The sequence below is a fragment of the Allobosea lathyri genome, assembly GCF_900108245.1.
Classification (GTDB): Bacteria; Pseudomonadota; Alphaproteobacteria; order Rhizobiales; family Beijerinckiaceae; genus Allobosea; species Allobosea lathyri.
On sequence record NZ_FNUY01000017.1, the window covers coordinates 57166 to 82500 of the forward strand.

The following is a 25335-nucleotide window of genomic DNA, read 5'->3' on the forward strand; positions in this document are numbered from 1 at the left end:
GCTCTCAACTGTTGCTGCAACGGCTCCAAATCTCGGCTCAATCCGGCAATCCCGCCGCCCGCAAATGGTCGATCCATCCATCGAGGACGGGTCGCACGAACGGGCAGCGCGGGGCATAGGAACTCAGTCTAAAATCGGGCTGAAGCAGCAGGAGGTGAGCCGCCGCGCTTGCGGCCTCCTGCATCCGGCCAGCAGCGGCTAAGCTGGCGGCAAGTGTTCGCAAAGTAAAGCGGATCGACCGGTTGTGGGCGACAGCGCTGCGTGCCCAGCCGACGGCTTGTTCGAAATCGCCATTGATGTAATGCGCCTGGGCCAGCATGCCCTCATGCCAGAATCGGTAGGGATCGCTCGGAGCGAGGCGCTGCCCGTTCTCGGCATGCAGGACCGCAAGAGGGCCGTTGCCGACGAAACCGCGCGTTGCGCTGCTCATGGTCCAGGCCATCGCGACGCTCGGCCCCGCCTCGATCGCCCGATCGAGGAAGCGTTGGGCGGTGACGGTATCGCGCAGGAGATAGCCCTGGACATGGCCGTAGATGGCGAGGGCCAGCGCATCGTTGCCGTCGCGCTCGATCGCCGCCAGTGCCCGGTCGGCTGCCGCCTTCGCATCCCCCTCCGGGTCGGGCGATCCAAACTCACCGACACGGAACACGTGCCATAACGCAGCGTAAGTGAAGGGCGGGGCGTAGGACGGATCGAGCACCATCGCCTGCTGCAGCAACCCCCGGGCGCGCGCGAAACTGTCGGCATCCATCTTGTAGAGAAGGTCGAGCGCCTGCAGCAGCAGATCGTAGCCCGTCATGCTCTGGGGGTGCTTGCGCAAGGCCCGGCGCAACTCGCGCTCGCGCAGATGCGGGGCGATCATCTTCACGAGCTTCAGGGAGATGCGGTCCTGCAATTCGAACAGCTCGCTCGTCGTGCCGTCGTAATGGTCGGCGCTGACGACGGCGCCGTTCTCGTTGGCGATCAGTTCGGTGCTGATCCGGACGCGCCCTTCGGAGAGCCAGACGGCGCCGTCCATGACGTAGCGCACGCCCAGCTTGCGCCCGATCACGCTCGGATCGGTCCGGCGCCTGCCATAGGCCAGGGTCGACCCACGCGAGATCACGAACAGGTCCTTGAGGCTCGACAGCGAATGGATGATGGAATCGACCACGCCATCGGCGACGTGGTTCCTGTCGGAGCCCGCGCCGTTCATGCGGAACGGCAGCACGGCGATCGACGCCCTGGCCTCGGAGCCGGCAAGATTCTCGCCCAACCTGCGGGACGGCGCCGTCAAGGGCAGGGCTCGAAGGGCATAAACGTGCACGGGTTTGGCGTGGTTGCGAAGGTGCAGCTCGCCCATGTCGAAGCCGAGCGACTTGGTCGCGTCATCGACCTGGCCGAACACGACCTCCGACACGATGACCTCGCCGGGTTCGGCATAGGATTGCAGCCTCGCGGCCACATTGACGCCATCGCCGAAAATGTCGTCATTTTCGACGATGACGTTGGCGAGATTGACGCTCATGCGAAACGCAATGCGCATGCTCGCGGGTTGTTCGGCCGTGCTTGCGGCAAGAGCGCGTTGCAGCGACAGTGCACAGCTGGTCGCGGCCGGCGCGCTATCAAATGTCGCCAGAAACCCGTCGCCCGTGTTCTTGACGACCCGCCCGCTATACTCAAGAACGCATGGATCGATCAGGCTGGCGCGCAGACTTGTCAGACGGTGATGCGTCTCTTCCTCGGCGGCTTCGCTGAGGCGCACGTATCCGACCACGTCGGCTGCGAGAATGGCGGTCAGATGGCGTTGCATCTTCGCTACGAAGCCCTCGCGGCTAAACTCGGTCGATCACCGTCGTTACTGCACGGGACCGTCGGCAAAGGCTTAAGCTTCATCGAATGTTGGCACGAGAGCCACGTTTGGTCTACCCGTCTACAGCTCGATCCAGCTGCCAAAAGATTGGGCGAACGCCAGCAAAATGGCCTGGGATCAAAGCGGGCTCGTCGACCAGAAGGCGACGGACATGGATTTGCGCCTTCCGCGGATTTCGACGGTGCGGACCTCATCCGGCTCTCGGTGCCGCCCTGCGCTTTCGCCGCGCGCGGCCAGGAACTCCGCGGAAACGGCAAGCATGGCCCCATGTGTCTTCGCGAGATCCATCAGGCGGCACTCAAACCGGACACCAGCACAAGTGCGGCGCTTGAGGCGATCCAACGTCCGAAGGTGGGCATGACATGCCTCGCGCGCTTGGTATTCACATTGTCCCGATCTTCGCCAGCCGCCGAAAGTCGTCGAGATCATGGATCAGCAGCCGGCCTCGCCCAAGCGAGAGAAAGCCGACCCGCTTCCAGCATTGAAGCTGGCGGTTCACCGTTTCACGGGTAACGCCGGTCAACGAGGCCAACTCCTCCTGCGAAGTGTGGACCTCGGCGCCGTAGTCGGTAGCAAGCATGAGGATGCGCCGCGCCAGCCGTGTCTCGGCGGGCAGGAAGACCTTTTCCTCCATGCGATCGATCACATCGCGCAGCCGGGCGCAGAGCAGTTCGATCAGTTGAAGCGCGATCGAGGGCTCGCTACCCAGCAGCTTCAGGAAGTCGTGCCGCGGCAGGAAAAACATGTCGGTGTCCTCCATCGCGACGGCGTCGGCCGTTCGCGAGCGGCCATCGAGCAGCGCGATTTCGCCGAAGACATCCCCGCCTCCCAGAAGGTTCATCGTCATCTGCTGACCGCTATCATCGGTTGTTCCGATGCGAATCTGGCCACGCCGAATAGCGTACAGCCCGTTGCTGACGTCCCCCTTCAGGAACAACACCTCACGCGCCGCTAGGTGATGCTCCCGGCAGATGCCGGCGATCTTCGCAAGCGCATCCTGTGCAAGCCCCGCAAAGAACGGGTTTGCCGACAGAAGCTGGACGATACGATGAGGGCCGCTTTGCATTCACTGGCCTCCACATCCGGGTTTAGACGGCGCATGGCGAAGCTTACGTGAGGTAGCGCACAGAACAGGAAGCAGAGACGGCTCAGAAACCCGATCCGATCGGCCGCCGCGTTTGCAGTCCGCATTCGCCGAGTGAGACGATCCAAACAGGGAGTTTCGCCGTGCAAAGTGCTCTAAACGGTCATCCCACGCCACTGAAACTAACAGCTCTCGAACCGCTGCACGAGACCATGACTGCCGAACGCAGGGGCGAATGTCCGTTTCTTGCTCGGTTGGCGCTCGCGACTCGGGCCTTGCGCCCGTGGCTGGCGCAAGCAATCAGGGGGCGGCAGGACCATATTCATTTCGCGCCGCTCGACGAGCATACGCTGAATGATATCGGCTTGACACGCGTCGAGGCCGCCGATTGGGGGCCCGATGAGGCTCGCCCAGGATAGGCCTGGGGGGACTCGATTGTCAGTGGAAGCTTCGCGCTGCCTCTGTCTAACTCTACGGCGATCTCACGCCCGCACGAATTGTCGCGCCAGCGCCTCCGTTGCCTTGACCAGCATCGCGGCATCGACGCCGACGGCCGTGAACAGCGTGCCGAGCTCGATACATCGGGCGGCGAAGGCGTTGTCCGGCGTGAGGATGCCGGCGGGCTTCCCGCAGGCTCCGATCCGGGCAATCGCCTCCTCGATCAGTGCCTTGACCTTGGGGTGACCGGGATCTCCGACATGACCGAGGCTCGCTGCCAGATCGGCCGGCCCAATGAAGACGCCATCGACACCCTCGACCGAGGCAATGGACTCGAGGTTATCCAGCGCTTCCTGCGTCTCGATCTGCACGAGCAGGCAAAGTTCCTCCTCTGCCCGCATGCCGTAGTTCGGGACCCGGCCGAAACGGGTGGCGCGCGTCACGCCCGAGACGCCACGGATGCCGCCAGGCGGATAGCGCATCGCGGAAACAGCGGCCTTCGCCTCCTCGGCATTCTGGACGTACGGGATCAGCAGCGTCTGGGCGCCGAAGTCGAGGAGGCGTTTGATCAGCACGGCATCGTTGCTGGCCGGACGGACCACGGCCGAAACCGGATATGGCGCTACGGCTTGTAACTGTGCGAGCACCGTCAGCGGATCGCCGGGAGAGTGTTCAGTGTCGAACAGCAGCCAGTCGAAGCCCGATCCAGCGACGGCTTCGGCCGCATAGGCGCCCGGCAGGCTGCACCACAGGCCGAGCTGATGGCGGCGCTCGCTCAACGCACGCTTGAAGTTGTTCGGCGGGAGTTCCATGGCGACCTCAGGTGAAAGAGACGCCGATGGCGCCGAGTGGGCCATAGTCGGCCTGGATGACGTCACCGGCAACGATATCGACAGGCCGCGTGAAAGAGCCGGCGAGCACGATCTGGCCCTTCTTCAGGCCCGCACCAACGACATGGAGCTTGTTGACGAGCCAGGCGATGCCGGCGGCAGGATGGCCCATGATCGCGGCCGAGACACCCGATTCCTCGATGATACCGTTCTTCGACAAGGTCGCGCCAACCCAGCGGATATCGACATCCATCGGGCGGATCGGCCGGCCGCCGACGACAATCGCTCCGAAGGCTGCATTATCGGCGATCGTATCGGTGATCGCGCGTGGCACCTCGGTGCGATAGTCGATGATCTCCAGCGCGGGCACGACCATCTCGGTCGCACGCATCACGTCATAGATGCGCTTGCCCGGTCCTTCGAGATCCTCGCCCATGATGAAAGCGAGCTCGACCTCCAGACGCGGCTTGATGAAGAGGTTCGCCTTGATCTGGGCGCCGTCGTTGAACAATGCGTCATCGAGGATGCAGCCATAATCGGGCTCGCTGATCTTCGAGGCCATCTGCATGGCGCGCGAGGTCAGGCCGATCTTGTGCCCGACCATGCGTGCACCGCTTGCGATCCGCGCATCCGCCCACAGGCCCTGGATGCGATAGGCGTCTTCCAGCTCGATCTGGGGATATGTCTTGCTCAATTGCGGGATCGGTTTGAGCGTGCGCTCAGCCTGCAACAAGGCATCGGCAGCCGTCTGGCGCTCAGCATCGGTCAACATAGCGGTACTCCCTGGCAGCGTGAGCGCGCGAGCGCTTCACTTGATCGGCGGGCGCGGCAGGACGGTCTCGCCGGGCTCCATCACATAGGTGTAGTCGAGGGCGTACCAGGGCGTGGCCATGCCCGGATCGGTCGGGTGCGGCTCGTCGTGGCGGACATAGTCGCCGACCAGTGCTTTCGTGACGCCGAATTGCACGTCTGAATCGATATGCGGGTCGCGGGGGTCGTAGACCTGCGAAATCAGCACCTTGAAGCCGGGTTTGACGATCAGCGCGTGCAGATGCGCCGGGCGGTAGGGGTGGCGATCCTGCGCGGCGAGCAGCCGGCCGACGACTCCGTCGGTCGGGATCGGATAACCCACCATCTTCACCGTCGAGAACCAGAAGCGGCCGTTTGAATCGGTCGTGAATTTGCCCCGCAGGTTCATCTCGGCCTGCTCGGGATCCTGGTTCTCATAGAGGCCGACAGGCGATGCGTGCCAGATGTCGATCTCGGCGCCTGAGATCGGCGCGCCCGACTTGTCGACGACTAGAGCCGTGACGAGCAGCGGGTCGCCTGGTGTATCCGAGCGGATGATCGTGCCGCCATTCTCGACGGGCGGGGCGTTCAGCCGCCAGAACGGCCCGAGCAGCGATTGCGAGGTCTCGGTGTTGCCGCCATCGCCATTGTTGAGCAGGCAGACCAACGAGGAGACACCCAGCGAACCGGCCATCAAAACCATCTCGTTGTGGCTGTCGCTGGCGAGTTTGCCGATCTCGTTGAGAATCGCGGTCGCGTCGCGAAACTCGGCTTCGGTCAAACGGATGTCGCGGACGAATGCGTGGAGATGGCTGACCAGCGAGGTCAGGATTTCGCGTTGGCGAGGGTCTTTCGTGCGCTGCATCACGGCAAGCGCATCGCGCGTCACATCCTGATGGCTCTCGATGATCATGGCGTCCTCCCAGCCCTTCCATGTCTAATAATCGATTATATGTCAATCGACAGGCGGGTGGCTATAGGCCGATTGCGGCGTCGGATGAGCCCTGTCCATCGTAAATCTCAGAAACTGCAACGATCTTCCGATCTTCTTACCAGTTCTCCGTCGCCATCCTCACGACAAGTGACTGTCTTCCATCCTGCGTAGAAAGCTGGGTAATGCTTGATTGACATAAAAAATCGATTATCCTATGCACTAAGCCCGTTGCCGACGCGATGCCGGAGGAGGGGACGATGAGCTTTAGCGCAAACGATCCCCCGTCCACCTCGGCGCGCCCTGCGGGTATTACCGGGCCTGAGTCTAACGACCTGCAGGCTACCGGCGGCGCGACGCGCGACGCTGCTGATCTCAAGAACACCAAGGCCTCTCGCCTCGTAGGCCGCCTGCGCGAGGCGATCCTGTCGGGCGAGCTTGCTCCGGGTACCAAGATCAATCTGGATAGTGTGCGGCGCCGGCTCGATGTTTCACTCAGCCCGCTGCGCGAGGCGCTGGCGCGACTGATCGCAGTCGGGCTCGTCGAGCTTCACGACAATCGGGGCTACACGGTTGCGCCGGTGTCGCTGTCCAATCTTGCCGAGATCACCAAGCTCCGCGTCGAGTTCGAGAGCCTCGCGCTCTCATCCGCGATCGCGAAAGGCGATCTGGCCTGGGAGAGCGACGTCATGCGCGCGCTCCACCGCCTCAACCGAACCGAGCGGATCGCAAGCGAGCCTGCGACGCTGGAGGCCTGGGAGCACGCTCATCGTGACTTCCACCTCGCGCTGATCACGGGCTGCGGCATGCCGCTGCTGCTGAATTCCTGCGTCATGCTACACAATCTGAACGACCGCTACCGCCGCATCTTCCTCGTGGCGCAGGGCGGAGATCGCAATGTCGCTGCCGAGCACGGCGAGATCGCCCAGGGTGCGGTCGCGCGAGACGCCGACTATGCCTGCGCTAGGCTGCGCGAACATATCCAGCGCACAGGCAGCAATCTGCACGCCCGCCTCGCCAGCCAGTTGCAGCCCTGAGCCGATGGAGCGCAGCGTGCCCCTGCCATCAGCTCTGCCATCAGCTCTGCCATCGCTCGGAATCGCTCATTTCACCACGATCGAGGTGCACCCGCTCGAATTCCTCGCAATGGCCGCAAGGATCGGCTTTTCCGCTGTGGGCCTGCGGTTGCACCCGGCTTTTCCGGGCGCTCCCTTCTATGAGATCCGCCCCGGTAGCGCAGAGATGCTGTCAATGCGGACGCTGCTGGCCCAGACCGGCCTCCGGGTTCACGACATCGAGTTCGTCGTGATCGACGCGAATTTCGAGCCGGCCGCCCTTGAGCCCATTCTGGAAAGCTCGGCCGAACTCGGAGCCGCGCGGTTGAGCGTGTGCGGCGACGATCCCGAGCATGGCCGGCTCGTCGGTCACTTCGCCGCCCTCTGTGACCTGGCGGCCGGCTTCGGCATGGGCGTCGATATCGAAAACATGCCCTGGCGACAGGTGGCGACCGTGCAGCAGGCGGCCAATGTCGTGAAGGAGGCAGAGAGGGCTAATGGCGGCGTGCTCGTCGACGCGCTGCACCTGTCGCGCGGCGGAGGAAGCGCAGCGGATCTGCAGGCGATGCCTGCTTACTTCATCAAGAGCGCTCAGCTCTGCGACGCTGGATCTCCGCGACCGGTTTCATTCGAGGCGATCATCCAGGAAGCGCGTGGCGGGCGCCGGCTTCCCGGCCACGGCGTCCTGCCCCTGCAACAGCTGCTCGCCGAACTCCCGGTCGATGTGGCGCTCTCCGTCGAGGTGCCCAACCAGGGCGCGCCGGCGGAGGAACACGCGAAGGCCGTGTTCGAAGCCGCGATGACGGTCATTGCGATCCGCGATCTGGCACGATCGGGGTCAAGCCGGTGAGGCGAGCGCTTCAACAGGTGGATTCAGCGGCAGACCATCCGGAGCAAGGTGTCGACCGCGCTTGCGCAACGTCGCGCGCGAGCGTCCGGCGCAGCCATATCATGGCCGAAGACCTGCCGGATGCTGGCCCGGTTCGAGACGTTGTAGAAGCTCAGCGCGCTGATCGTCAGGTGGATGTCGATCGGGTCGAGCCCCTCGCGAAACACGCCTTCCGCCAGACCGCGCTCGTAGATCTCGCCGATCATGGCGATTGCCGAGAGATTCAGCGAACCGATCTGGGACGAAGTCGCGAGATGGCGGGCGTGATGGATATTCTCTATCATCACGAGCCGGACGAAATCGGGGTTGTCGGCGTGATAGTCGAAGGTGAAGGCCGTCAGCCTCGCGATCGCTTCGCGCGGCGCCAGGGTGCCGAGGTCGAGGCTGCGCTCGAAGGTTCGGATGCGGGCATAAGCCTCTTCCAGCACCGCCCGATAGAGCCCCTCCTTGTCGCCGAAATAGTAGTAGATCATCCGCTTGCTGTTGGATGTCTTGGCGGCGATTTCGTCGACCCGCGCGCCGCTCAGGCCCTTCTCGGCGAATTCGGTGCGGGCGACAGCAAGAATATCGCGACGCACGCCCTCGGGATCCTGCGTCCAGCTCGCGATTTTCCGGTCTTTCGGTCCCTTCGGCGGGGGCCTCACTCTCTGATTCATGGCGCGTTCGTTCCGGTTTGCCGGCACACTAGCGTGTCGCGTGTTGCTGTAAATGGACCAGGCAGTTAATTTCGCTTGATCAATTGAACCATTTAGTACAATTACGAACGTGAAGCGAAGGGGAAAGCGGCGCCAGCTCGGTGCCGCCGACCTGAAAAGTCTCCAAGCGCCCGAGCAGAGGCGCACGCGCAAGCACCGCATCGTCCGGACCGACCCATAGAGAAGGTTGGCCGCTCCAGGGAAAACGCCGTGAACTACACGCTTGATTTCACGCCCGTGATCAACGGGCTTCCAAGCCTGCTAGCCGCCTGCCTGGGCACGCTGGGTCTTGCCGTTGGCGGCATGGTCCTGGCGATCATCATCGGCATCGGCGGCGTTATCCTGAGGGACTCGCCGATCCGGCCGGTGCGCTGGCTCGTCAAGGCCTTCGTCGAGCTGATCCGCAACACACCCTTCCTGGTCCAGATCTTCTTCATCTATTTCGCGCTGCCGCTGGCGGGACTTCGGCTCGATCCGACGCCGACCGCCATCATCGCGCTCGGCATCAACGGCGGCGCCTACGCGATCGAGATCATCCGCGGTGGCGTCCAGTCGATCAGCAAGGGCCAGGTCGAGGCCGGTCTGGCGCTCGGGCTGCACAAGAGCCAGGTGTTTCGCCTGATCGTGCTGAAACCGGCTTTGCGCGCGATCTACCCATCGCTGACCAGCCAATTCATCCTGCTCACGCTGACGACGAGCGTCGCCTCGGCGATCGCAGCCTACGAGCTGACTTCCGTCGCCCAGCGCATCGAATCGGACAGCTTCCGCAGCTTCGAGGTCTATGGCGCGGTGACGCTGTTCTACCTCGTCATGTCATGGCTGCTGATGAGCATCTTCGGCCTGATCCAGTCGCGCTACTTCAGCTACCCGGTCAAGTGAGGTCAGCGCGTCATGGGTCTCAACGAATTCATCTTCCTCCTCGTCGGCCTGAAATGGACGGTCTTCCTGTCGGCCATCGGGTTCGCCTGCGGCGGCATCACGGGGCTTGGCGTCGCGCTGGCGCGGACCTCCGGCATTCCGGTGCTGGAGCGGGTCACGGCCGGCTATATCGCGCTTTTCCAGGGCACGCCGCTGCTGATGCAGCTCTTCGTCGTCTATTACGGGCTGGCGCTGATGGGCCTGAGGCTCGATGCCTGGGTGGCGGTCGCGATCGGTTTCACGCTGCATGCCAGCGCCTATCTCGGTGAGATCTGGCGCGGCGCGATCGAGGCCGTGCCGCGCGGCCAGACCGAGGCCGCCAAGGCGCTGAGCCTGAAATACGTCTCGCGGATGAAAGACGTGATCCTGCCGCAGGCGCTGCGCATCTCCTTGCCGGCGACGATCGGGTTCCTCGTGCAGTTGATCAAGGGCACATCGCTGGCGGCCATCGTGGGCTTCACCGAGCTCGCGCGTGCCGGCAGCATCGTCTCGAACCAGATTTTCGAGCCGCTTACCGTCTTCGGCATCGTCGGGGCTCTCTACTTTGCCATGTGCTGGCCGCTGTCGCTGTACGGAGCGCATCTCGAAAGCCGCTTTGCCGCTGCCACACGCTGAGGCGCCGGCAGACACGCTCCACAAAGCCTGACCCAACCAGAAAACCAAGGGAGAAACACCATGACGCATTCGACACTCAGCCGTCGCCATGTCCTGCTCGGAGCCTCCGCAGCGCTGGCGGCTCCCGCCCTCCTGACCCGGCCCGCTCTGGCGATCACGCCGGCCGAGATCAAGAGCAGGGGCAAGCTCGTCATCGGCATCCAGGGCGACAACCCGCCCTTCGGCTTCGTCAACACCAGCGGCAAGCAGGAGGGCCTGGACGCCGATGTCGGCGAGCTCTTCGCCAGGGAACTCGGCGTCACCGTGGAATTCGTGCCGCTGGCGGTGGCTAACCGCATTCCGGCGCTGACGGCGGGCCGCGTCGACATCCTGTTTGCGACCATGGCGATGCTGCCCGAGCGCGCCAAGGCGGTGCAGTTCTCGAAGCCCTACGTGGCCAACTACATCACGCTGGTCGCGCCCAAGGCAACCTTGGTCAAGGCGAATGCCGATATGGGCAAGCTTGCGATCGGCGTGCCGCGCGCCAGCGTCCAGGACACGCAGGTCACCAAGAACGCGCCTGAGGGAACGACCATCCGCCGCTTCGACGATGATGCGGCGACGATCCAGGCGCTGCTCTCGGGCCAGGTCCAGGCCGTCGGCGGCAACATGTTCTACGTCCAGCGGCTCAACGCGGCCAAGCCCGATACCTTCGAGGACAAGCTCGAATTCACGCGGCTCTACAACGGCGCCTGCACGCGGCTCGGCGAGAAGGAGATCAACGCGGCGGCGAATGCCTTCATCGACAAGATCGTGGCGAATGGCGAACTCGCCAAGATCTACGCGAAGTGGATCAAGGTGCCGATGCCGACATTCCCCGCGAGTGTCGAAGGCGTTTCCTTCACCGTCTCCTGACGCCATCCGCCCCAAAAACGGAGCCCGGTCATGACCAGCCTTGAACACGCCAGCCCTGCAACCGAGACACCCATGATCGTCATGGAGCATGTCGATAAATGGTATGGCGAGTTCAAGGCCCTGACCGATATCAACCTTGCGGTTCGTGCCGGCGAGAAGATCGTCCTGTGCGGGCCGTCGGGGTCGGGAAAGTCGACCCTGATCCGCTGCATCAACCATCTCGAAATCTATCAGAAGGGCGCGATCCGCGTCGAAGGCATCACACTGGGCTCCGATCCCGGCACCATCGATGCGGTGCGCCGCGAGGTCGGCATGGTCTTCCAGAACTTCAACCTGTTCCCGCATCTGACTGTCTTGGAGAACTGCACGCTGGCGCCGATGCGTTCGCTGCGAATGAGCAAGGCGAAGGCGGAGGCAACCGCCCGGCGTCTGCTCGACCGGGTGAAGATTCTCGAGCAGGCGGAGAAATACCCGGCCCAGCTTTCAGGCGGCCAGCAACAGCGTGTCGCCATCGCGCGCGCACTCTGCATGGGCCCGAAAGTGATGCTGTTCGACGAGCCGACCTCCGCTCTCGACCCCGAAATGGTCAAGGAGGTGCTCGACACCATGGTCGCGCTCGCGGAGGAGGGCATGACCATGATCTGCGTCACCCATGAAATGGGCTTCGCGCGTCAGGTGGCCGATCGGGTCATCTTCATGGCCAGTGGCGAGATCGTCGAGGAGGCGCCGCCGGAGGTCTTCTTCAGCAATCCCAGCCACGAGCGCACCAAGAAGTTTCTTGGTGAAATCCTGCACCGGCACTGACCTCGCGATCGCATCGGATATTGCAATGAGCCGCCTCGTCTATGTCCTGAACGGGCCCAATCTCAATCTGCTCGGCAAGCGCCAGCCGGAGATCTACGGCCACGTCACCCTCGCCGATGTCGAGGCGGAATGCCGCACGCTGGCGCGCGAGCTTGAGCTCGAGATCAAGTTCCACCAGAGCAATCGCGAATACGAAATCATCGACTGGATTCACGCGGCCCGCGAGGAGGCGGGCGGCATCGTCATCAATCCGGCGGCCTTCACCCACACATCGGTGGCGATCCTCGATGCGCTGAACACGTTCGAAGGCGCGATCATCGAGGTGCACATCTCGAATGTCCACAAGCGCGAGGCCTTCCGGCACCATTCCTATGTCTCGCTGCGCGCCGATGGCGTCATCGCCGGCTGCGGCACGCAGGGCTATGCGCTGGGTCTGCGACGGGTGGCGGCGCTGATCGAGCCCGTGGCTGTAGCGGCGTGAAAGCACATTCGTCATGATCAGCGGCACGACCAAGCTCATCGCCCATCTCGGCTACCCCACCGAATCCTTCCGGGCGCCGATGATCTACAATCCCTATTTCGAGAAGCATGGCATCGATGCCGTCGTCGTACCGCTGGGCTGCAAGGCGCAGGACTATCCCGCATTCCTCAAGCTCGTCTTCCGGCTGTCCAATATCCATGGCGCGCTCGTGACCATGCCGCACAAGGTCACGACGATCGCGTTGCTCGACGAGGTGCTGACGACCGCTGAGATCGCCGGTTCCTGCAACGCCATCCGCCTGGGGCCGGGGGGCACGCTGGTCGGCGACATGTTCGACGGAGAGGGCTTTGTCCGCGGCGTGCTGCGCAAAGGCCGGACGCTGGCCGGCGCCCGCGTCCTGGTCGTTGGTGCGGGTGGCGTCGGAGCGGCGATCGCCGCCTCGCTGGCAAAGGCAGGCGTGTCGGAACTCGCGCTGTTCGACGCTCACGCCCCTCTCGCCGAAGCGCTCGGCGAGCGCTTGCGAACGCATTATCCGGCGCTGACGGTCACCGTGGGATCGAACGACCCCGCCGGCTATGACATCGTCGTCAACGCGACGCCGCTGGGAATGAAGGACGGCGACCCGCTGCCGATGGATGTGGAGCGCATTGCTCCTTCCACCTTCGTCGGCGAGGTCGTGATGAAACAGGAAATCACGCCTTTCCTCGCCGCCGCCCGGGCGCGCGGGTGCGACTTTCAGATTGGCACGGACATGCTTTTCGAGCAGATCCCGGCCTATCTGGAGTTCTTCGGGCTTCCTACTACGACTGCTGATGAGCTGCGCGCGGTTGCGCGCATCGCCTACTGACATCCGACTGCGGCGGGGCGTTTTGGCGCATCAGGTTAGGCTAGGGTTCCTCGCGCCAGCGCGAAGTCGACGCAGCCCATGATGTGCCGGCTCAAAATCTCTTGGGCCTTCGCGGCATCCCGCTTCAGCGCCGCGGCGAGCAGAGCCTTGTGCTCATCGGCCGCGACCTCTCCCCGGAAGATCACGAAGACCATCTGATAGCGAAGGTAGCGGTCGTAGACGCCCGAATGCAGGTCCAGCAGCGCGCGCGACCCACAGGCTGAAACCAGGGCCTGATGGAACTCCCAATCGTAGCGTTTCCAGGGTTCGGTGTTCGATCGGTCGCCGGCCAGCAATTCCGCTTCCATGCGCGCAAGCTTGTGGTGCGCTGCGACGACGCGGCCTTCCCACTCCATGTCGCCGGCCTGAAAAGACTGGGCCATGGCATGGCTTTCGAGCATGAGGCGCAGCGACGCGATATCCTTGAGGTCGAGCGCCGAACAGGGCGCGACCTGGAAGCCGCGCTGCCCTTCCGCGACGACTAGGCACTCCGGCGCCAGGCGGCTGAGAATCTCGCGCAAGGTGCTGATGCCGACGCCGTAATCGGCCCGCAGCTTCTCGAGCTTGAGGCGATGCCCCGGCGGCAAACGCCCGAAGACGATGTCCTTCCGGATGCGGTCATAGGCCTGCTCTCCGGCCGTTCCGGCATCAGGCTCATAGGCGGGGGCGGCAAGCTCGGTCATGCGCATGCTCAGTGTGGAATCGCAGTCCTCGGCCAGGCGCGTATCGCCTTCAGCCGTGGGTCAAAGCGGTTGATCATGTCATTCAGGATATAACTGATGTTTTCTATTTTGTCAGTTGATTTTAGCGTGAGGCGGTGAGAGATTGCCGTCGACGCGACCCGGCCGAGATCGGGAGCAAGGCGGATCCGGGCAGACCATCGATTGTCCAATCCGCGCCATTCAGGGAGGACATGACGATGACTGGACCGAAACTGCTGCGACGCGACGTGCTTCTGGGAGGGGCGGCGCTGTTGGCCGCGCCCGCGATCGTGACGCGGCCTGCGCTCGCGATCACGCCCGACGAGATCAAGAAGAAGGGGAAGATCGTCGTCGGAATTCAGGGCGACAACCCACCCTGGGGTTTCGTCAACAGCGCCGGCAAGCAGGAAGGGCTCGACGCGGATATCGCTGAGCTTTTCGGCAAGGAACTCGGCGTTCCCGTGGAGTTCATGCCGCTCGAGGTCAATAACCGCATTCCCGCGCTGACGACGGGGCGCGTCGACCTGCTCTTCGCGACGATGGCGATGCTGCCCGAGCGCGCGAAGGCGGTCCAGTTCAGCAAGCCCTATGTCGCCAACACCATCGTGCTGATCGGCCCGAAGGCGGAGAGCATCAAGACCAACGAAGATATGGGTCGTTACACCATCGGCGTGGCCAAGGGCGCGGCGCAGGACACGCAGGTCACCAAGAACGCGCCGGCCAATACGACCATCCGTCGTTATGACGGCGATGCGCCGAGCATCCAGGCGCTCGTGTCGGGTCAGGTGCAGGCCCTTGGCGGCAATATCTTCTATCTGCAGCGGATCGAGCAGGCCCGCCCCGGCGTCTTCGAGAACAAGCTCGAATTCCAGAACCTCTACAACGGCGCCTGCACGCGGCTGGGAGAGAAGGAGATCAACGCGGCGCTCAACCTGTTCATCGACAAGATCAGGGCCAATGGCGAGCTGCAGAAGGTCTACGACAAGTGGATGAAGGTGCCGGTGCACAAATTCCCCGACAGCCTCGAAAACATTCCCTTCACCGTTACCTGATGAGTCCGTCCCGTTGCGTCGCCAGCACGGCGGTGCAACGGGACGCAATCATATCCGGCTAACGGCCATCATCGAGCCGTGCCGCGGAGCCTGCCCATGAAGAAGCCGATCTACGTTCTGAACGGCCCCAATCTGAACCGCCTCGGCCGTCGCCAGCCGGAAATCTATGGGCATACGACGCTGGCCGAGGTCGAGGCCCTCTGCCACGCCACGCTGCCCGATCGAGGGGTCGTCTTTCGCCAGTCCAACCGCGAATATGAGCTCATCGAATGGATTCATGAGGCGATCGACGAAGGCGACGGCATCATCATCAATCCCGCCGGCCTCACCTTCACATCCGTCGCGCTCATGGATGCGCTCAAGATGTTCGAGGGGCCGATCATCGAGTTCCATATCTCCAACGTCCACAAGCGCGAGGCGATCTATCACAAGTCGCTTGTCTCGCCTGTCGTGACGGCTGTCATGGCCGGGCTGGGCGCGCGCGGTTACGCGACCGCGCTGATGGCGATGAGCGATCTGCTGACGCGGGACTGAGCCCCGACGAAACAAACTTGCATCCAGGGCCTTAAATTGCAGCGCCTTTTTCGCGGCGCTGGCCATATCGTTGCGGCATCGAATTCTGCCGAGGCCGCGATGTTCCTGCTCAACAAGCACGCCGACTACCGCACTGCGCTGGACCCCGTCGATGCCGACACGCTCGGTTCCGCCGGCGCCGATGCGATTGAGCGGCATCTTGCGCAACGGGTCGACCACGCGGCGACGCCGCTCCATGGCTTGCCGGGGCTGGCGTCGGAATTCGGCATCGGCACGCTCCATGTGAAGGACGAGGGGCATCGTCTCGGCCTCGGCAGCTTCAAGGCGCTGGGCGGAGGCTATGCCGTGACCAGGCTGGTTCTGGAGGCCGCGGAGGCGCAGCTTGGCCGGAGTTTGGGCGACGATGCGTTTCTCCTGCCCGAGGTTCGCGCGCTCGTAGCAAGCATGACATTCGCATGCGCGACGGATGGCAATCACGGCCGCTCGGTTGCCCAGGGCGCGCAGCTTGTTGGCGCGAAAGCTGCGATCATCGTCCATGGCGGCGTCAGTGAGGAACGGATTGCCGCGATTGCACGCTTCGGAGCGCAGATCGTGCGCGTTGCCGGAACCTATGACGATTCCATCGTCGAAGCGGCCCGTATGGCCGGAGAGAACGGCTGGATCGTCGTCTCCGACACGTCATGGCCCGGCTATGAGCGCGTCCCGGGCCTGGTGATGCAGGGTTACACCGCCATCGTGCGCGAGGCATTGAAGCAGCTGCTGTCGGCTCCGACGCATGTCTTCGTTCAAGCGGGTGTCGGCGGAATCGCGGCGGCGGTCGCGGCGCATCTGGCGCTCGTCCTGGGCGAGGATCGGCCGGTCTTCACGGTGGTCGACCCCGCCCGGGCCGCCTGTATCTTCGAGGCCGCCCGCGCCGGCCGGCCGATCAAGGTGGCCCATGGCGAGCCCACGGTGATGGCGATGCTGGAATGCTACGAGCCGTCTCCCATTGCCTGGCGCGTGCTGTCCCGGGTCGCCGATGCGTTCATGACGGTCGAGGATGCGGATGCCGTCGCAATGATGAACCGCCTTGCCCGCCCCACCGGGGGAGACCCGGCGATCGTCGGCGGCGAGAGTGGCGTTGCCGGTCTGGCCGGGCTCATGCGCGCCATGGCCGATCCCGCCATCGCAGGGGCATTGGGGCTCGATGGATCGTCGCGCGTGCTTGTGATCAACACCGAGGGGGCGACAGACCCGGTTCAGTACGAGGCGCTTGTGGGGCTGACACCCGACGCGGTGCGGTCGGTCACGCCTCAGGCGCGGGTATGAGGATGTCGAAGATGGCCGAATTCGATCACGACGCTCTCCAGGCCGAGATGACCGGTTGGCGCCGCCGGCTGCATGCCGCGCCCGAGCATGGGTTTGAGGAGAAACAGACGGCTGCGTTCGTTGCCGCCAAGCTGCGCGAGTTCGGCCTGACCGATATCGCGGAAGGCATCGGGGGCACCGGTGTCGTCGGCACGCTGACATGCGGCACGGGCAACCGGGCGATCGCATTGCGGGCCGATATGGACGCGCTGCGCATCACGGAGCAGGGCGATCATGCGCATCGTTCGCAGACGCCTGGCGTCATGCATGCCTGCGGGCATGACGGGCACACGGTGATGCTGCTCGGAGCTGCGAAAATGCTGGCGAAGGAAGGCGGGTTCGACGGCACCGTGCGCTTCATTTTCCAACCGGCGGAGGAATGGGGCAAGGGCGCGCTCGCCATGCTCGCCGACGGATTGCTCGAACGCTATCCGTTCGAGGAAATCTTCGGGCTGCACAACCAGCCTGGAATGGCCGTCGGGCGGTTCCAGACCAAAGCGGGGCCGATCATGTCGGCCGAGGACAATTTCGAGATCGTGCTCAAGGGCGTCGGCGGCCATGCGGCGCGCCCGCAAATGGGCAATGAGGTGCTGGTTGCGGCCTGCGCGCTCGTCACCAATCTCCAGAGCATCGTCTCGCGCCGGCTGAGCCCGACGGATATCGGCGTCGTCTCGGTGACCGAACTGTTGACCGATGGCACCCGCAACGCCCTGCCGGGTCTTGCTCGCATCCTCGGCGACGCCCGCAGCTTCCGCCCGGAGATCAGCGCGAAGATCGAGGAGCAGATGGGCATCATCGCGGCGGGTACGGCTCTTGCTTACAACGTCACTGCCGAGATGACCTACACGCGCGAGTTCGTGCCGTTGTTGAATGACGAGAGTCTGGTTCAGGACGCTTTTGTCGCCGCGCGCAGCGTCTTCGGTGACGATGCGGTCGCGACGGCCCGCGAGCCGATGACCGGCTCGGAGGATTTTGCCCGCTTCCTGGAGCATGTGCCGGGCTGTTTCTCATTCGTCGGCAATGGCGAGAACTCTTCTCCGCTTCACAATCCGACCTATGACTTCGACGACGATGGCCTGATATTCGGTGCGCGGTTCCATGCCGCGATCGCGCGTCAACGGCTGCCCATCTCGTAAACTCATCGTCCGATCACGGGAAAATTGCCCATGGCCCATTCGCTCAATGCCAGCTCCGCAGCAGCACCCGTCACGGCGGGGGGCAACCAGCCCGCGCTGGATGGCGAAGCCGTATACGAGGCCCGCTGCGATCTCGCGGCCTGCTTCCGGATGGCGGCGCGATATGGGCTGGAGGAGGGCATCTGCAACCATTTCTCGGCGCTCGTTCCCGGCTATGACGATCTCTTCCTGGTCAATCCCTATGGCTATGCCTTTCGCGAATTGACGGCATCGCAGCTGCTGATCTGCGATTTTCACGGCAATGTCGTTTCCGGCGACGGGCAGCCCGAAGCGACGGCCTTCTATATCCACGCTCGCGTCCACAAGAACGTGCCGCGCGCCCGCGTCGCCTTCCATACGCACATGCCCTACGCCACAGCGCTCTCGATGACGGAAGGCGATCCGCTGATCTTCGCCGGCCAGACGGCGCTGAAGTTCTACGGGCGCACGGCCTTCGATCACGACTATAACGGCCTGGCGCTCGACGAACGCGAAGGCGATCGCATCGCAGCCGCCATCGGTGAGGCCGATATCATCTTCATGAAGCATCATGGTGTCATGGTGCTCGGCCCGACGATCGCCGAGGCCTGGGACGATCTCTATTATCTGGAACGCGCCTGCGAGGTGCAGACGATCGCGCTTTCGACCGGCCGCGAGGTTCGCCCCGTCGACCCCGCCATCGCCGAGGCAGCCTACCGCCAGATGCGCGAGGGGGATGCGGAGTCGGGGCGCCTGCATCTGGCTTCAGTCCGGCGCATCCTCGATCTCGAAGAGCCGATCTACAAAGCATGATGCAGGCCTGCTGAGGGCGCTTGCAGCCTTTCAGCGCCGATCAGCGTTTGCAGCGTTCCGAACGCAAAACCCAGCATTGACCGAAGCGTCACAGCGAGAGGCCGCCCTTCAGGCGGACGAAGAAGCGCGCTCAAAGCGCAGGAGGAGGACTCTTATGAAAACGATATTGGGACTGGTGGCGATGGCCTGCCTTGCGGGCTCCCATCTCGCAGGAGCGACGACGCTGGAGAGCGTGGTCAAGCGCGGCACCGTCAAATGCAGCTCGACGGTGGGCACGCCGGGCTTCTCGATTCCCGACAGCAACGGCCGGTATCGCGGACTCGATGTCGATATCTGCCGGGCGGTGGCATCGGCCGTCTTCGGCGATCCTGAGAAGATCTCGATCGTCCCCTTGAGCCCGGTGGCGCGCTTCACGGCGTTGCAGACCGGCGAGGTGGACATCCTCCTGAACACCACGACCTGGACTCTGGGCCGCGAGGCCACCAACGGCATCCTCTTTGCCGGCGTGAACTATTATGACGGGCAGGGCATCATGGTGCGCTCCGGCGACATCCAGACAGCCAAGGAGCTCAACGGCGCGACGATCTGCACCAATCAGGGGTCGACGACGGAACTCAACCTCACCGACTTCTTCCGCATCAACGGGATCAAGAACGAGATCGTCGCCTTCTCGACGCAGGAGGAGGCCGCGCAGGCCTACCAGTCCGGTCGCTGCGATGCGTTCAGCTCCGACCGTTCGGTGCTCTACGCGTTTCGCTCGAAGCTGACGGAGCCGGCCAAACACAGCGTTCTCGCCGAGACGCTGTCGAAGGAGCCGCTCGGCCCGTCGGTGCGGCAGGGCGACGACCAATGGTTCAACGTCGTCAGATGGTCGGTCCATGTGCTGCACGCCGCCGAAGAGCTTGGGCTGACCTCGGCCAATGTCGACCAGATCGCCGGTTCGACCGTCAATCCCAACGTCCTGCGGCTGGTCGGCAAGGAGGGCAAGCTCGGCGCTGCGCTTGGCCTCCCGAACGAATGGGCCTTGAGCATCGTTCAGAAGGTCGGCTCCTATGCGGAGGTATTCGACCGCAATATCGGCAAGGACAGCCCCCTGAAGATCCAGCGCGGGCTCAATGCCTCGTGGAAGGATGGCGGCCTGCACTATGCGCCGCCGATCAGGTGAAATCGGCGGGATCGGGCCCGTCATTCGATTCCAAATGGAAAAGGGAGGCGCAAGCCTCCCTTTTTTTGCGAAGGGCAAAGCCTTTCGGGCTCAGCTATTGGCCTCCATCGCGTGGAGCTTCTCGACGCGGCGACGGCAATCCTCGTCGGTTGAGAACTCCGCCGCGAGATAGGAGGTGATCAGATCCTTCGCCAGCCAGGGGCCGACGATCTGCGCGCCGATGCACATCACGTTGACATCGTCATGCTCGACCGACTGATGCGCGGAATGCACATCATGGCACACGGCTGCGCGGATGCCCTTGACCTTGTTGGCCGCGATCGACGCGCCGACGCCGGTTCCGCAGACCATGATGCCGCGCTGGACCTCGCCCGAGGTGACCTTGCTGGTGACCTCCCTGGCGATATCGGGGAAATCGACCGGCTTGTCGTCATATGAGCCAGCGTCCAGGACCTCGTGGCCCAGACTGCGGGCGTGCTCCATCACGGTGTTCTTCAAACTCCAGCCCGCATGGTCGGATCCAATGACGAGGCGCATGTGACGTCCTTTCGGTTCTTATCGGTGAAGAAGCGGCGCCCGGCAGGGCGCCGCCGAGATTGATGGCTTCAGCTGCGCATGGCGGCCGGCAGCTCGCTGCCGTGGAACTTCTTGTAGATCTCGTTCAGCTTGCCGTTCTTGAGGTTGGTGGCGATCCACTCGTTCAGCTTTTCGATCATCTTGGGCTCGCCTTGGCGGACGCCGACGGCGAGATCGAAATTGGTGATCGTGACCTTCGGCTCGAAGATACGCGCCGGGTTCTTGACGCCGACCTGATTGACGATGGTCGCGGAGGTGGCGACGCAATCGGCCTGTCCGGAGATCGCCGCCGTCACCATCGTAGCGTCGTCATCATAGCGCGAGATCTTCAATTCACGCTCCTTCATATTGGTCAGGGTCGTGTCCTGCGTCGTGCCGCGGGAGACCGCGATCGTCTTGCCCTTGAGATCGGGCCAGTCCTTGACGTCGAGCGACTTCAGGCAGCCGACGACGGACTGCAGCGCGGCATAGGCCTTGCTGAAGTCGATGACCTTGGCGCGCTCGGGCGTGACCGACAGCGTCGAGATGATGATGTCGGCCTTGTTGGTCTGGACGTTGGGAATGCGGGTCGCGCCGGTCGTCTGGATGAATTCGAGTTCGAGACCCCAGTCCTTGGCGAGAAGCTGGGCGGTCTCCACGTCGGAACCTGTCGGCTTGAGATTGCCGTCGACCATGCCCGATGGCGGAATGGCGAGATCGGTCGCGATGCGGATCTTCTTGGCCTTCATGACATCGTCGAGAAGGTCGGCGCGCGAAGCCGTTGCGCTGAAGACGAGGCAGGTGGCGGCGAAGGCGACGAGAAGCGACTGGCGTTTTGCGATCATGGTTTTCTCTCCCTGGTTTCTTTGTTTGGTTGGTCAGAATCCGGCGCCGACGAACTGAGCGAGCTCCGGGGTCGCTGGCGCCGAAAGGATCGATGCGGGGCCGGTCTCGTGGACCTTGCCGCGATGCATGAACACCACCGTGTCGGCGATGCTCCTGGCAAATCCCATCTCGTGCGTGACCATCACCATGGTCATGCCGTCCGCAGCGAGCGCTTCGATGACCTTGAGCACTTCGCCGGTCAGTTCCGGATCCAGCGCCGAGGTCACCTCGTCGAACAGCATCACCTTCGGCTGCATGGCGAGCGAGCGCGCGATCGCGCCCCGCTGCTGCTGGCCGCCGGAGAGCTGTTCGGGATATTGATGCAGCTTGTCCTCGAGCCCGACCTGGGCGAGCGCGAGCCGCGCCTGCTCCCTGGCCTGCTTCTTGGAGACGCCCTTCACCGAACAGGGCGCGAGGATGATGTTCTCCTCCAGCGTCAGATGCGGGAAGAGATTGTAGCTCTGGAAGACGATGCCAATGTCCTGGCGCAGCGCGCGCAGGTTGAGCCTGGGATCGTGGACGCGATGGCCGCAGACCACGATCTCGCCTTGGTCGATCGTCTCGAACCGGTCGATGCAGCGCAAGGCGGTGCTCTTGCCCGATCCGCTTCGGCCGATGATCACCAGCACATTGCCGCGCTGGACTTCGAAATCGACGCCATCGAGCACCTTGAGCGCGCCGAAGCTCTTGTGAACGCCGCGCAACGCAACGATCGGCTCTTGTGTCGGCATGTCGGATGTCTCCTGCATATCAGACCGCCAGGATCTTTGGCCGCGCCGGGCCGCCCCGCTGCTCGAGCTTGCGGCTGAGGCGGGAGATCGGAAAACAGAGCGCGAAATAGATGACCGCGATGATCGCGTAGATCAGCAGCGGCTCGAACAGCGAATTGTTGATGATCTGCCCGGAACGGGCGAGCTCGACGAAGCCGACGACAGAGGCCAGCGAGGTGTTCTTGATGATCTGCACCATGAACCCGACCGTCGGCGGCGTGGCGATCCGGACCGCCTGCGGCAGGATCACTTTGATCATCCGTTGCGTGCGGCTGAGCGCCAGGCCTTCCGCCGCCTCCCATTGCTGGCGCGGCACCGACTGGATGCAGCCGCGCCAGATCTCGCCGAGATAGGCGCCGACATAGACCGTCAGCGATGCGCTGGCTGCCGCGAGCGGCGAGACCGAGAAACCGAGGGTCGGCAGGCCGAAATAGGTCAGGAACATGATGACCAGCAGCGGCGTGCCCTGGATCAGCTGGACATAGGCGCCGCTGAGCAGTCGTACGAAGCGGCTCGGCGAGACCCGGCAGAGCGCGATGACCGCGCCGGCAAGTCCGCCGCCGATCAGCGCGATCAGGGATAGTCCGATCGTCCAGAGCGCACCCTGGCCGAGGAACATCAGATGGTTTGCGTTCAGAGAGCCGCCCATCACAGCACCTTCACAGCGGTGTGCCGAGGCGCCGGCGGCGCGGGAACAGGACGAGACCCAAGGCCCAGAAGCCGGTGCGCATGATCAGCGACAGGGCGATATAGGCGATCGCGACGAGGATGTAGGTCTCGAAGGCGCGATAGGTGTCGGACTGGATGTAGTTGGCGACTGCGGTCAACTCCTCCGCCGAGATCTGCGAGGTCACCGAGGACGCCAGCATCAGCAGCACGAACTGGCTGGTCAGCGCCGGATAGACCCGCTCGACGGCCGGCCAGAGCACGACATGCCAGTAGATCTGCAGGCGCGAGAGCGCGAGCCCTTCGGCCGCCTCGATCTGTCCGCGGGGAATCGAGTCGAAGCCGGCGCGCATGATCTCGGTCGTGTAGGCGCCGACATTGATGGTCAGCGCGACCGCCGCGACCGTGAAGGCCGAGAATTTCAGCCCCATGCTTGCGAGGCCGAAATAGACGAGGAAAATCTGTACGAGCAACGGGGTATTGCGGATGGTCTCGACATAGATGTCGCTGATGCCCGCAGCGAGCCTGTTCCGGCTGCGCCGGCAGACAGCGCCGACAGCGCCGATGGCTGCCCCGAGCAGGGTGGCGATCACCGCGAGCTGCAGCGTCATCACGGCGCCATCGAGGAAAGCCGGCCAGCGCTCCAGAACGACGCCGAAATCGAGGTTGAGCTTCATTCCGCTGCCCCCTCGCCGTCAGGTCGCGGCCTGGTTGGTCATGCGGTCGTAGACCTTGAAGAGCGCCTGATTGCCATTGGTGCCTTCGCCATGCGCGCGCGCCTCGACATACTGGTTCGTCACCAGCGCGGTGGCGGGCAGGGGCACAGACAGGGACAGGGCCTGTTCCTGGACGAGGCGCAGATCCTTCAGCATCAGGTCGATGCGGAAACCGGCGGCCGTGTCGCCCGCGATCATTGCGGGGCCGAGCCGGTCGAGCATCCAGGATGCGGCCGAGCCGCCCAGAAGCACGTTGCGCAATTGCTCGAGATCGATACCCGATGCGCGTCCGAGCGCCAGGGCTTCGCAGATCGCCTGGATGTTGATACCGCAGATCAACTGGTTGCAGAGCTTGACGGTCTGGCCCGCGCCGGCCGCGCCGACATGGGTGATCGTCGTTCCCATGGCGCGGAAGAAGGGCTCTGCCCGGGCGAAAGCGTCGGCCTCGCCGCCAGCCATGATCGACAGGGCCGCATTCTTGGCGCCAACAGGACCGCCCGAGACGGGCGCATCGATGGCGGCGACGCCCACATTTGCCAGATCGGCATGAATGCGCCGGCTCGCAACCGGCGAGATCGTGCTCATATCGACGAAGAGGCGTCCGCGCGGCGGAGATGTCAGCAGCCCGTCCTTGCCGTAGACGACGTCTTCGACCTCAGGTGTATCGGGCAGCATCGCAATCGCGATGTCGGCGTCACGTCCGGCGTCGGCCGGGCTCGATGCCGGTTCCGCGCCGTGCCCGACGAGATCGGCAATAGCCGCCTCGACGACGTCATAAACGCATACACGATAGCCGGCCTTGAGCAGGTTGAGGGCCATTTCGCGGCCCATGGTGCCGAGGCCGATGAAGCCGACGGTACCCAATTGATCGTTTCGTCCCATGGTCTTTTCTCTTTTGATTGGAAGTCAGGGGGAGGCGGTGCGGCGCACTCCTTCCCCGATCGCGGCGCGGCGTCGAAAATCGTCGCCGATCGCAAAATGGTCGCGCAGAACCCTCTCCGCGTGTTCGGGATCGCGCGCCACGATGGCGTCGAAGATCCGGCGATGGTCGTCGATCAGGTAGCTCTTCATCGTGTCGAAGACTTCGAGCAGATCGCGCCGCCCGCGATGCGAGCGCTGCAGAATGCCGGACATCGACTGATAGAGGACGTTCAGCGTCTCGGATTTTCCCGCCGCCACCACGGCGCGATGGAATTCGAAATCGGCAATGCCGCCCGCCTCGGGGTCTTCGATCGTCTCGACGATGCGGGCCAGAGCGCGCTGCAGGATTTCGAGATCGGCCACCGTGGCGCGCTCTGCCGCCAGCCGGATCGCCTGGCACTCGATCGCGATGCGCGCCTGCATGACGTCGTCGATGATGTCCGCCTGCTGGGCGAGCGCGAAGGTGAAGAAGTCGTTGAGGACGGAGACGTCAGGCCGGCGCACGACGGTGCCGATCCGGTCGCGTATTTCGACGACGCCGAGCACGGTCAGGGCGCGCAGCGCCTCGCGCAGGATCGGACGGCTCACGCCGAGCTGCGCTGCGAGATCGCGTTCGGGAATGAGGCGGTCGCCTGGGCGCAGCGAGCCGGCGAGTAGCCGTTCGCGCAAGAAGGCGAACACCTTCTCGAAGCCCTTGCCGCCGCTCTCCCCCAGTCGCGTGATTTCGATCTCGGTCGTCATTGATCCTACCTTGGTCATACCAAGGTACACGCGATGGCCGATCGGTCAAGCGGGGTGGGGCTTCCTGCGTGCAGTTGTGATGGAGAGGCTGGCGCGCCTGCTGGCATCGGGTTCGTCTGGGATTGGCGAGCCAACGGACCAAGCCGGAGCGCAA

General features: G+C 63.9%; 28 protein-coding genes. 14 read left to right on the forward strand and 14 right to left on the reverse strand.

Going from position 1 to position 25335, the window contains the following annotated elements; genetic code table 11:
- Window positions 1–37 precede the first annotated feature (37 nt).
- The 5 genes from C4S73_RS25815 to C4S73_RS25835 form a co-directional block, all read right to left on the reverse strand.
- Window positions 38–1792, reverse strand: a complete 1755-nt coding sequence (locus C4S73_RS25815) for an adenylate/guanylate cyclase domain-containing protein (RefSeq protein WP_103875465.1) — start codon at window positions 1790–1792, stop codon at window positions 38–40.
- A 442-nt stretch (window positions 1793–2234) separates the two neighbouring features.
- Complete coding sequence (locus tag C4S73_RS25820) at window positions 2235–2918, reverse strand: Crp/Fnr family transcriptional regulator (protein ID WP_103875466.1); 684 nt, start codon at window positions 2916–2918, stop codon at window positions 2235–2237.
- Between the two features lie 500 nt (window positions 2919–3418).
- Complete coding sequence (hpaI, locus tag C4S73_RS25825) at window positions 3419–4186, reverse strand: 4-hydroxy-2-oxoheptanedioate aldolase (protein ID WP_103875467.1); 768 nt, start codon at window positions 4184–4186, stop codon at window positions 3419–3421.
- 7 nt (window positions 4187–4193) lie between these two features.
- A complete protein-coding gene (hpaH, locus tag C4S73_RS25830) occupies window positions 4194–4976 on the reverse strand; it encodes a 2-oxo-hept-4-ene-1,7-dioate hydratase (RefSeq protein ID WP_103875468.1) in 783 nt (260 codons plus the stop codon).
- Window positions 4977–5012: 36 nt separating this feature from the next.
- Entirely contained in the window at window positions 5013–5906 is an 894-nt protein-coding gene (locus C4S73_RS25835) for a dioxygenase family protein (protein WP_103875469.1), read from the reverse strand.
- 278 nt (window positions 5907–6184) lie between these two features.
- Between C4S73_RS25835 and C4S73_RS25840 the strand changes: the two genes are divergently transcribed.
- The gene (locus C4S73_RS25840) at window positions 6185–6961 is read left to right on the forward strand and encodes a GntR family transcriptional regulator (RefSeq protein WP_103875491.1); all 777 of its coding nucleotides are present in this window, start codon (window positions 6185–6187) and stop codon (window positions 6959–6961) included.
- A gap of 16 nt (window positions 6962–6977) precedes the next feature.
- Window positions 6978–7829 (forward strand): sugar phosphate isomerase/epimerase family protein, encoded by an 852-nt coding sequence (locus C4S73_RS25845; RefSeq protein WP_244595800.1) that lies wholly within the window; start codon window positions 6978–6980, stop codon window positions 7827–7829.
- Between the two features lie 23 nt (window positions 7830–7852).
- On the opposite strand, the gene C4S73_RS25850 is transcribed toward C4S73_RS25845, so the two are convergent.
- On the reverse strand, window positions 7853–8446 hold the full coding sequence (locus tag C4S73_RS25850) for a TetR/AcrR family transcriptional regulator (protein WP_244595801.1): 594 nt from the start codon (window positions 8444–8446) through the stop codon (window positions 7853–7855).
- Between the two features lie 327 nt (window positions 8447–8773).
- Between C4S73_RS25850 and C4S73_RS25855 the strand changes: the two genes are divergently transcribed.
- The 6 genes from C4S73_RS25855 to C4S73_RS25880 are packed head-to-tail and all read left to right on the forward strand — an operon-like array spanning window position 8774 to window position 13122.
- Complete coding sequence (locus C4S73_RS25855; protein ID WP_103875471.1) at window positions 8774–9442, forward strand: amino acid ABC transporter permease; 669 nt, start codon at window positions 8774–8776, stop codon at window positions 9440–9442.
- A gap of 12 nt (window positions 9443–9454) precedes the next feature.
- Complete coding sequence (locus C4S73_RS25860) at window positions 9455–10096, forward strand: amino acid ABC transporter permease (protein ID WP_103875472.1); 642 nt, start codon at window positions 9455–9457, stop codon at window positions 10094–10096.
- A 60-nt stretch (window positions 10097–10156) separates the two neighbouring features.
- On the forward strand, window positions 10157–10990 hold the full coding sequence (locus C4S73_RS25865) for a transporter substrate-binding domain-containing protein (RefSeq protein ID WP_103875473.1): 834 nt from the start codon (window positions 10157–10159) through the stop codon (window positions 10988–10990).
- A 30-nt stretch (window positions 10991–11020) separates the two neighbouring features.
- The gene (locus C4S73_RS25870; protein WP_425290379.1) at window positions 11021–11794 is read left to right on the forward strand and encodes an amino acid ABC transporter ATP-binding protein; all 774 of its coding nucleotides are present in this window, start codon (window positions 11021–11023) and stop codon (window positions 11792–11794) included.
- 25 nt (window positions 11795–11819) lie between these two features.
- Window positions 11820–12275 (forward strand): type II 3-dehydroquinate dehydratase, encoded by a 456-nt coding sequence (aroQ, locus tag C4S73_RS25875; protein WP_103875475.1) that lies wholly within the window; start codon window positions 11820–11822, stop codon window positions 12273–12275.
- A 13-nt stretch (window positions 12276–12288) separates the two neighbouring features.
- Window positions 12289–13122, forward strand: coding sequence for a shikimate dehydrogenase family protein (locus tag C4S73_RS25880; protein WP_103875476.1), 834 nt, complete (start codon window positions 12289–12291; stop codon window positions 13120–13122).
- Window positions 13123–13157: 35 nt separating this feature from the next.
- On the opposite strand, the gene C4S73_RS25885 is transcribed toward C4S73_RS25880, so the two are convergent.
- A complete protein-coding gene (locus tag C4S73_RS25885; RefSeq protein ID WP_103875493.1) occupies window positions 13158–13844 on the reverse strand; it encodes a GntR family transcriptional regulator in 687 nt (228 codons plus the stop codon).
- Between the two features lie 236 nt (window positions 13845–14080).
- Between C4S73_RS25885 and C4S73_RS25890 the strand changes: the two genes are divergently transcribed.
- From C4S73_RS25890 to C4S73_RS25915, 6 genes are all read left to right on the forward strand, one after another.
- Window positions 14081–14914 (forward strand): transporter substrate-binding domain-containing protein, encoded by an 834-nt coding sequence (locus C4S73_RS25890; protein ID WP_103875494.1) that lies wholly within the window; start codon window positions 14081–14083, stop codon window positions 14912–14914.
- 96 nt (window positions 14915–15010) lie between these two features.
- The gene (locus C4S73_RS25895) at window positions 15011–15448 is read left to right on the forward strand and encodes a type II 3-dehydroquinate dehydratase (RefSeq protein ID WP_103875477.1); all 438 of its coding nucleotides are present in this window, start codon (window positions 15011–15013) and stop codon (window positions 15446–15448) included.
- Window positions 15449–15547: 99 nt separating this feature from the next.
- Window positions 15548–16756, forward strand: coding sequence for a diaminopropionate ammonia-lyase (locus C4S73_RS25900; RefSeq protein WP_103875495.1), 1209 nt, complete (start codon window positions 15548–15550; stop codon window positions 16754–16756).
- Between the two features lie 11 nt (window positions 16757–16767).
- The gene (locus C4S73_RS25905; RefSeq protein WP_103875496.1) at window positions 16768–17931 is read left to right on the forward strand and encodes an amidohydrolase; all 1164 of its coding nucleotides are present in this window, start codon (window positions 16768–16770) and stop codon (window positions 17929–17931) included.
- A gap of 30 nt (window positions 17932–17961) precedes the next feature.
- The gene (locus C4S73_RS25910; protein WP_103875478.1) at window positions 17962–18762 is read left to right on the forward strand and encodes an aldolase; all 801 of its coding nucleotides are present in this window, start codon (window positions 17962–17964) and stop codon (window positions 18760–18762) included.
- A gap of 154 nt (window positions 18763–18916) precedes the next feature.
- Window positions 18917–19927 carry an amino acid ABC transporter substrate-binding protein gene (locus C4S73_RS25915; RefSeq protein WP_103875479.1) on the forward strand — a complete coding sequence of 337 codons (1011 nt, stop codon included), beginning with the start codon at window positions 18917–18919 and terminating at the stop codon, window positions 19925–19927.
- Window positions 19928–20017: 90 nt separating this feature from the next.
- On the opposite strand, the gene rpiB is transcribed toward C4S73_RS25915, so the two are convergent.
- From rpiB to C4S73_RS25950, 7 genes are all read right to left on the reverse strand, one after another.
- Window positions 20018–20464 carry a ribose 5-phosphate isomerase B gene (gene rpiB, locus C4S73_RS25920; RefSeq protein WP_103875480.1) on the reverse strand — a complete coding sequence of 149 codons (447 nt, stop codon included), beginning with the start codon at window positions 20462–20464 and terminating at the stop codon, window positions 20018–20020.
- Between the two features lie 68 nt (window positions 20465–20532).
- Window positions 20533–21327, reverse strand: coding sequence for a transporter substrate-binding domain-containing protein (locus tag C4S73_RS25925; protein ID WP_103875481.1), 795 nt, complete (start codon window positions 21325–21327; stop codon window positions 20533–20535).
- Window positions 21328–21360: 33 nt separating this feature from the next.
- Window positions 21361–22098, reverse strand: a complete 738-nt coding sequence (locus C4S73_RS25930; protein ID WP_425290380.1) for an amino acid ABC transporter ATP-binding protein — start codon at window positions 22096–22098, stop codon at window positions 21361–21363.
- Window positions 22099–22117: 19 nt separating this feature from the next.
- Window positions 22118–22786: an amino acid ABC transporter permease gene (locus C4S73_RS25935; protein ID WP_103875483.1), complete on the reverse strand. Its 669-nt coding sequence runs from the start codon at window positions 22784–22786 to the stop codon at window positions 22118–22120.
- A 10-nt stretch (window positions 22787–22796) separates the two neighbouring features.
- A complete protein-coding gene (locus C4S73_RS25940) occupies window positions 22797–23480 on the reverse strand; it encodes an amino acid ABC transporter permease (RefSeq protein ID WP_103875484.1) in 684 nt (227 codons plus the stop codon).
- A gap of 18 nt (window positions 23481–23498) precedes the next feature.
- On the reverse strand, window positions 23499–24401 hold the full coding sequence (locus tag C4S73_RS25945) for an NAD(P)-dependent oxidoreductase (protein WP_103875485.1): 903 nt from the start codon (window positions 24399–24401) through the stop codon (window positions 23499–23501).
- 24 nt (window positions 24402–24425) lie between these two features.
- On the reverse strand, window positions 24426–25181 hold the full coding sequence (locus C4S73_RS25950; RefSeq protein ID WP_200828102.1) for a FadR/GntR family transcriptional regulator: 756 nt from the start codon (window positions 25179–25181) through the stop codon (window positions 24426–24428).
- Between the last annotated feature and the right edge of the window lie 154 nt (window positions 25182–25335).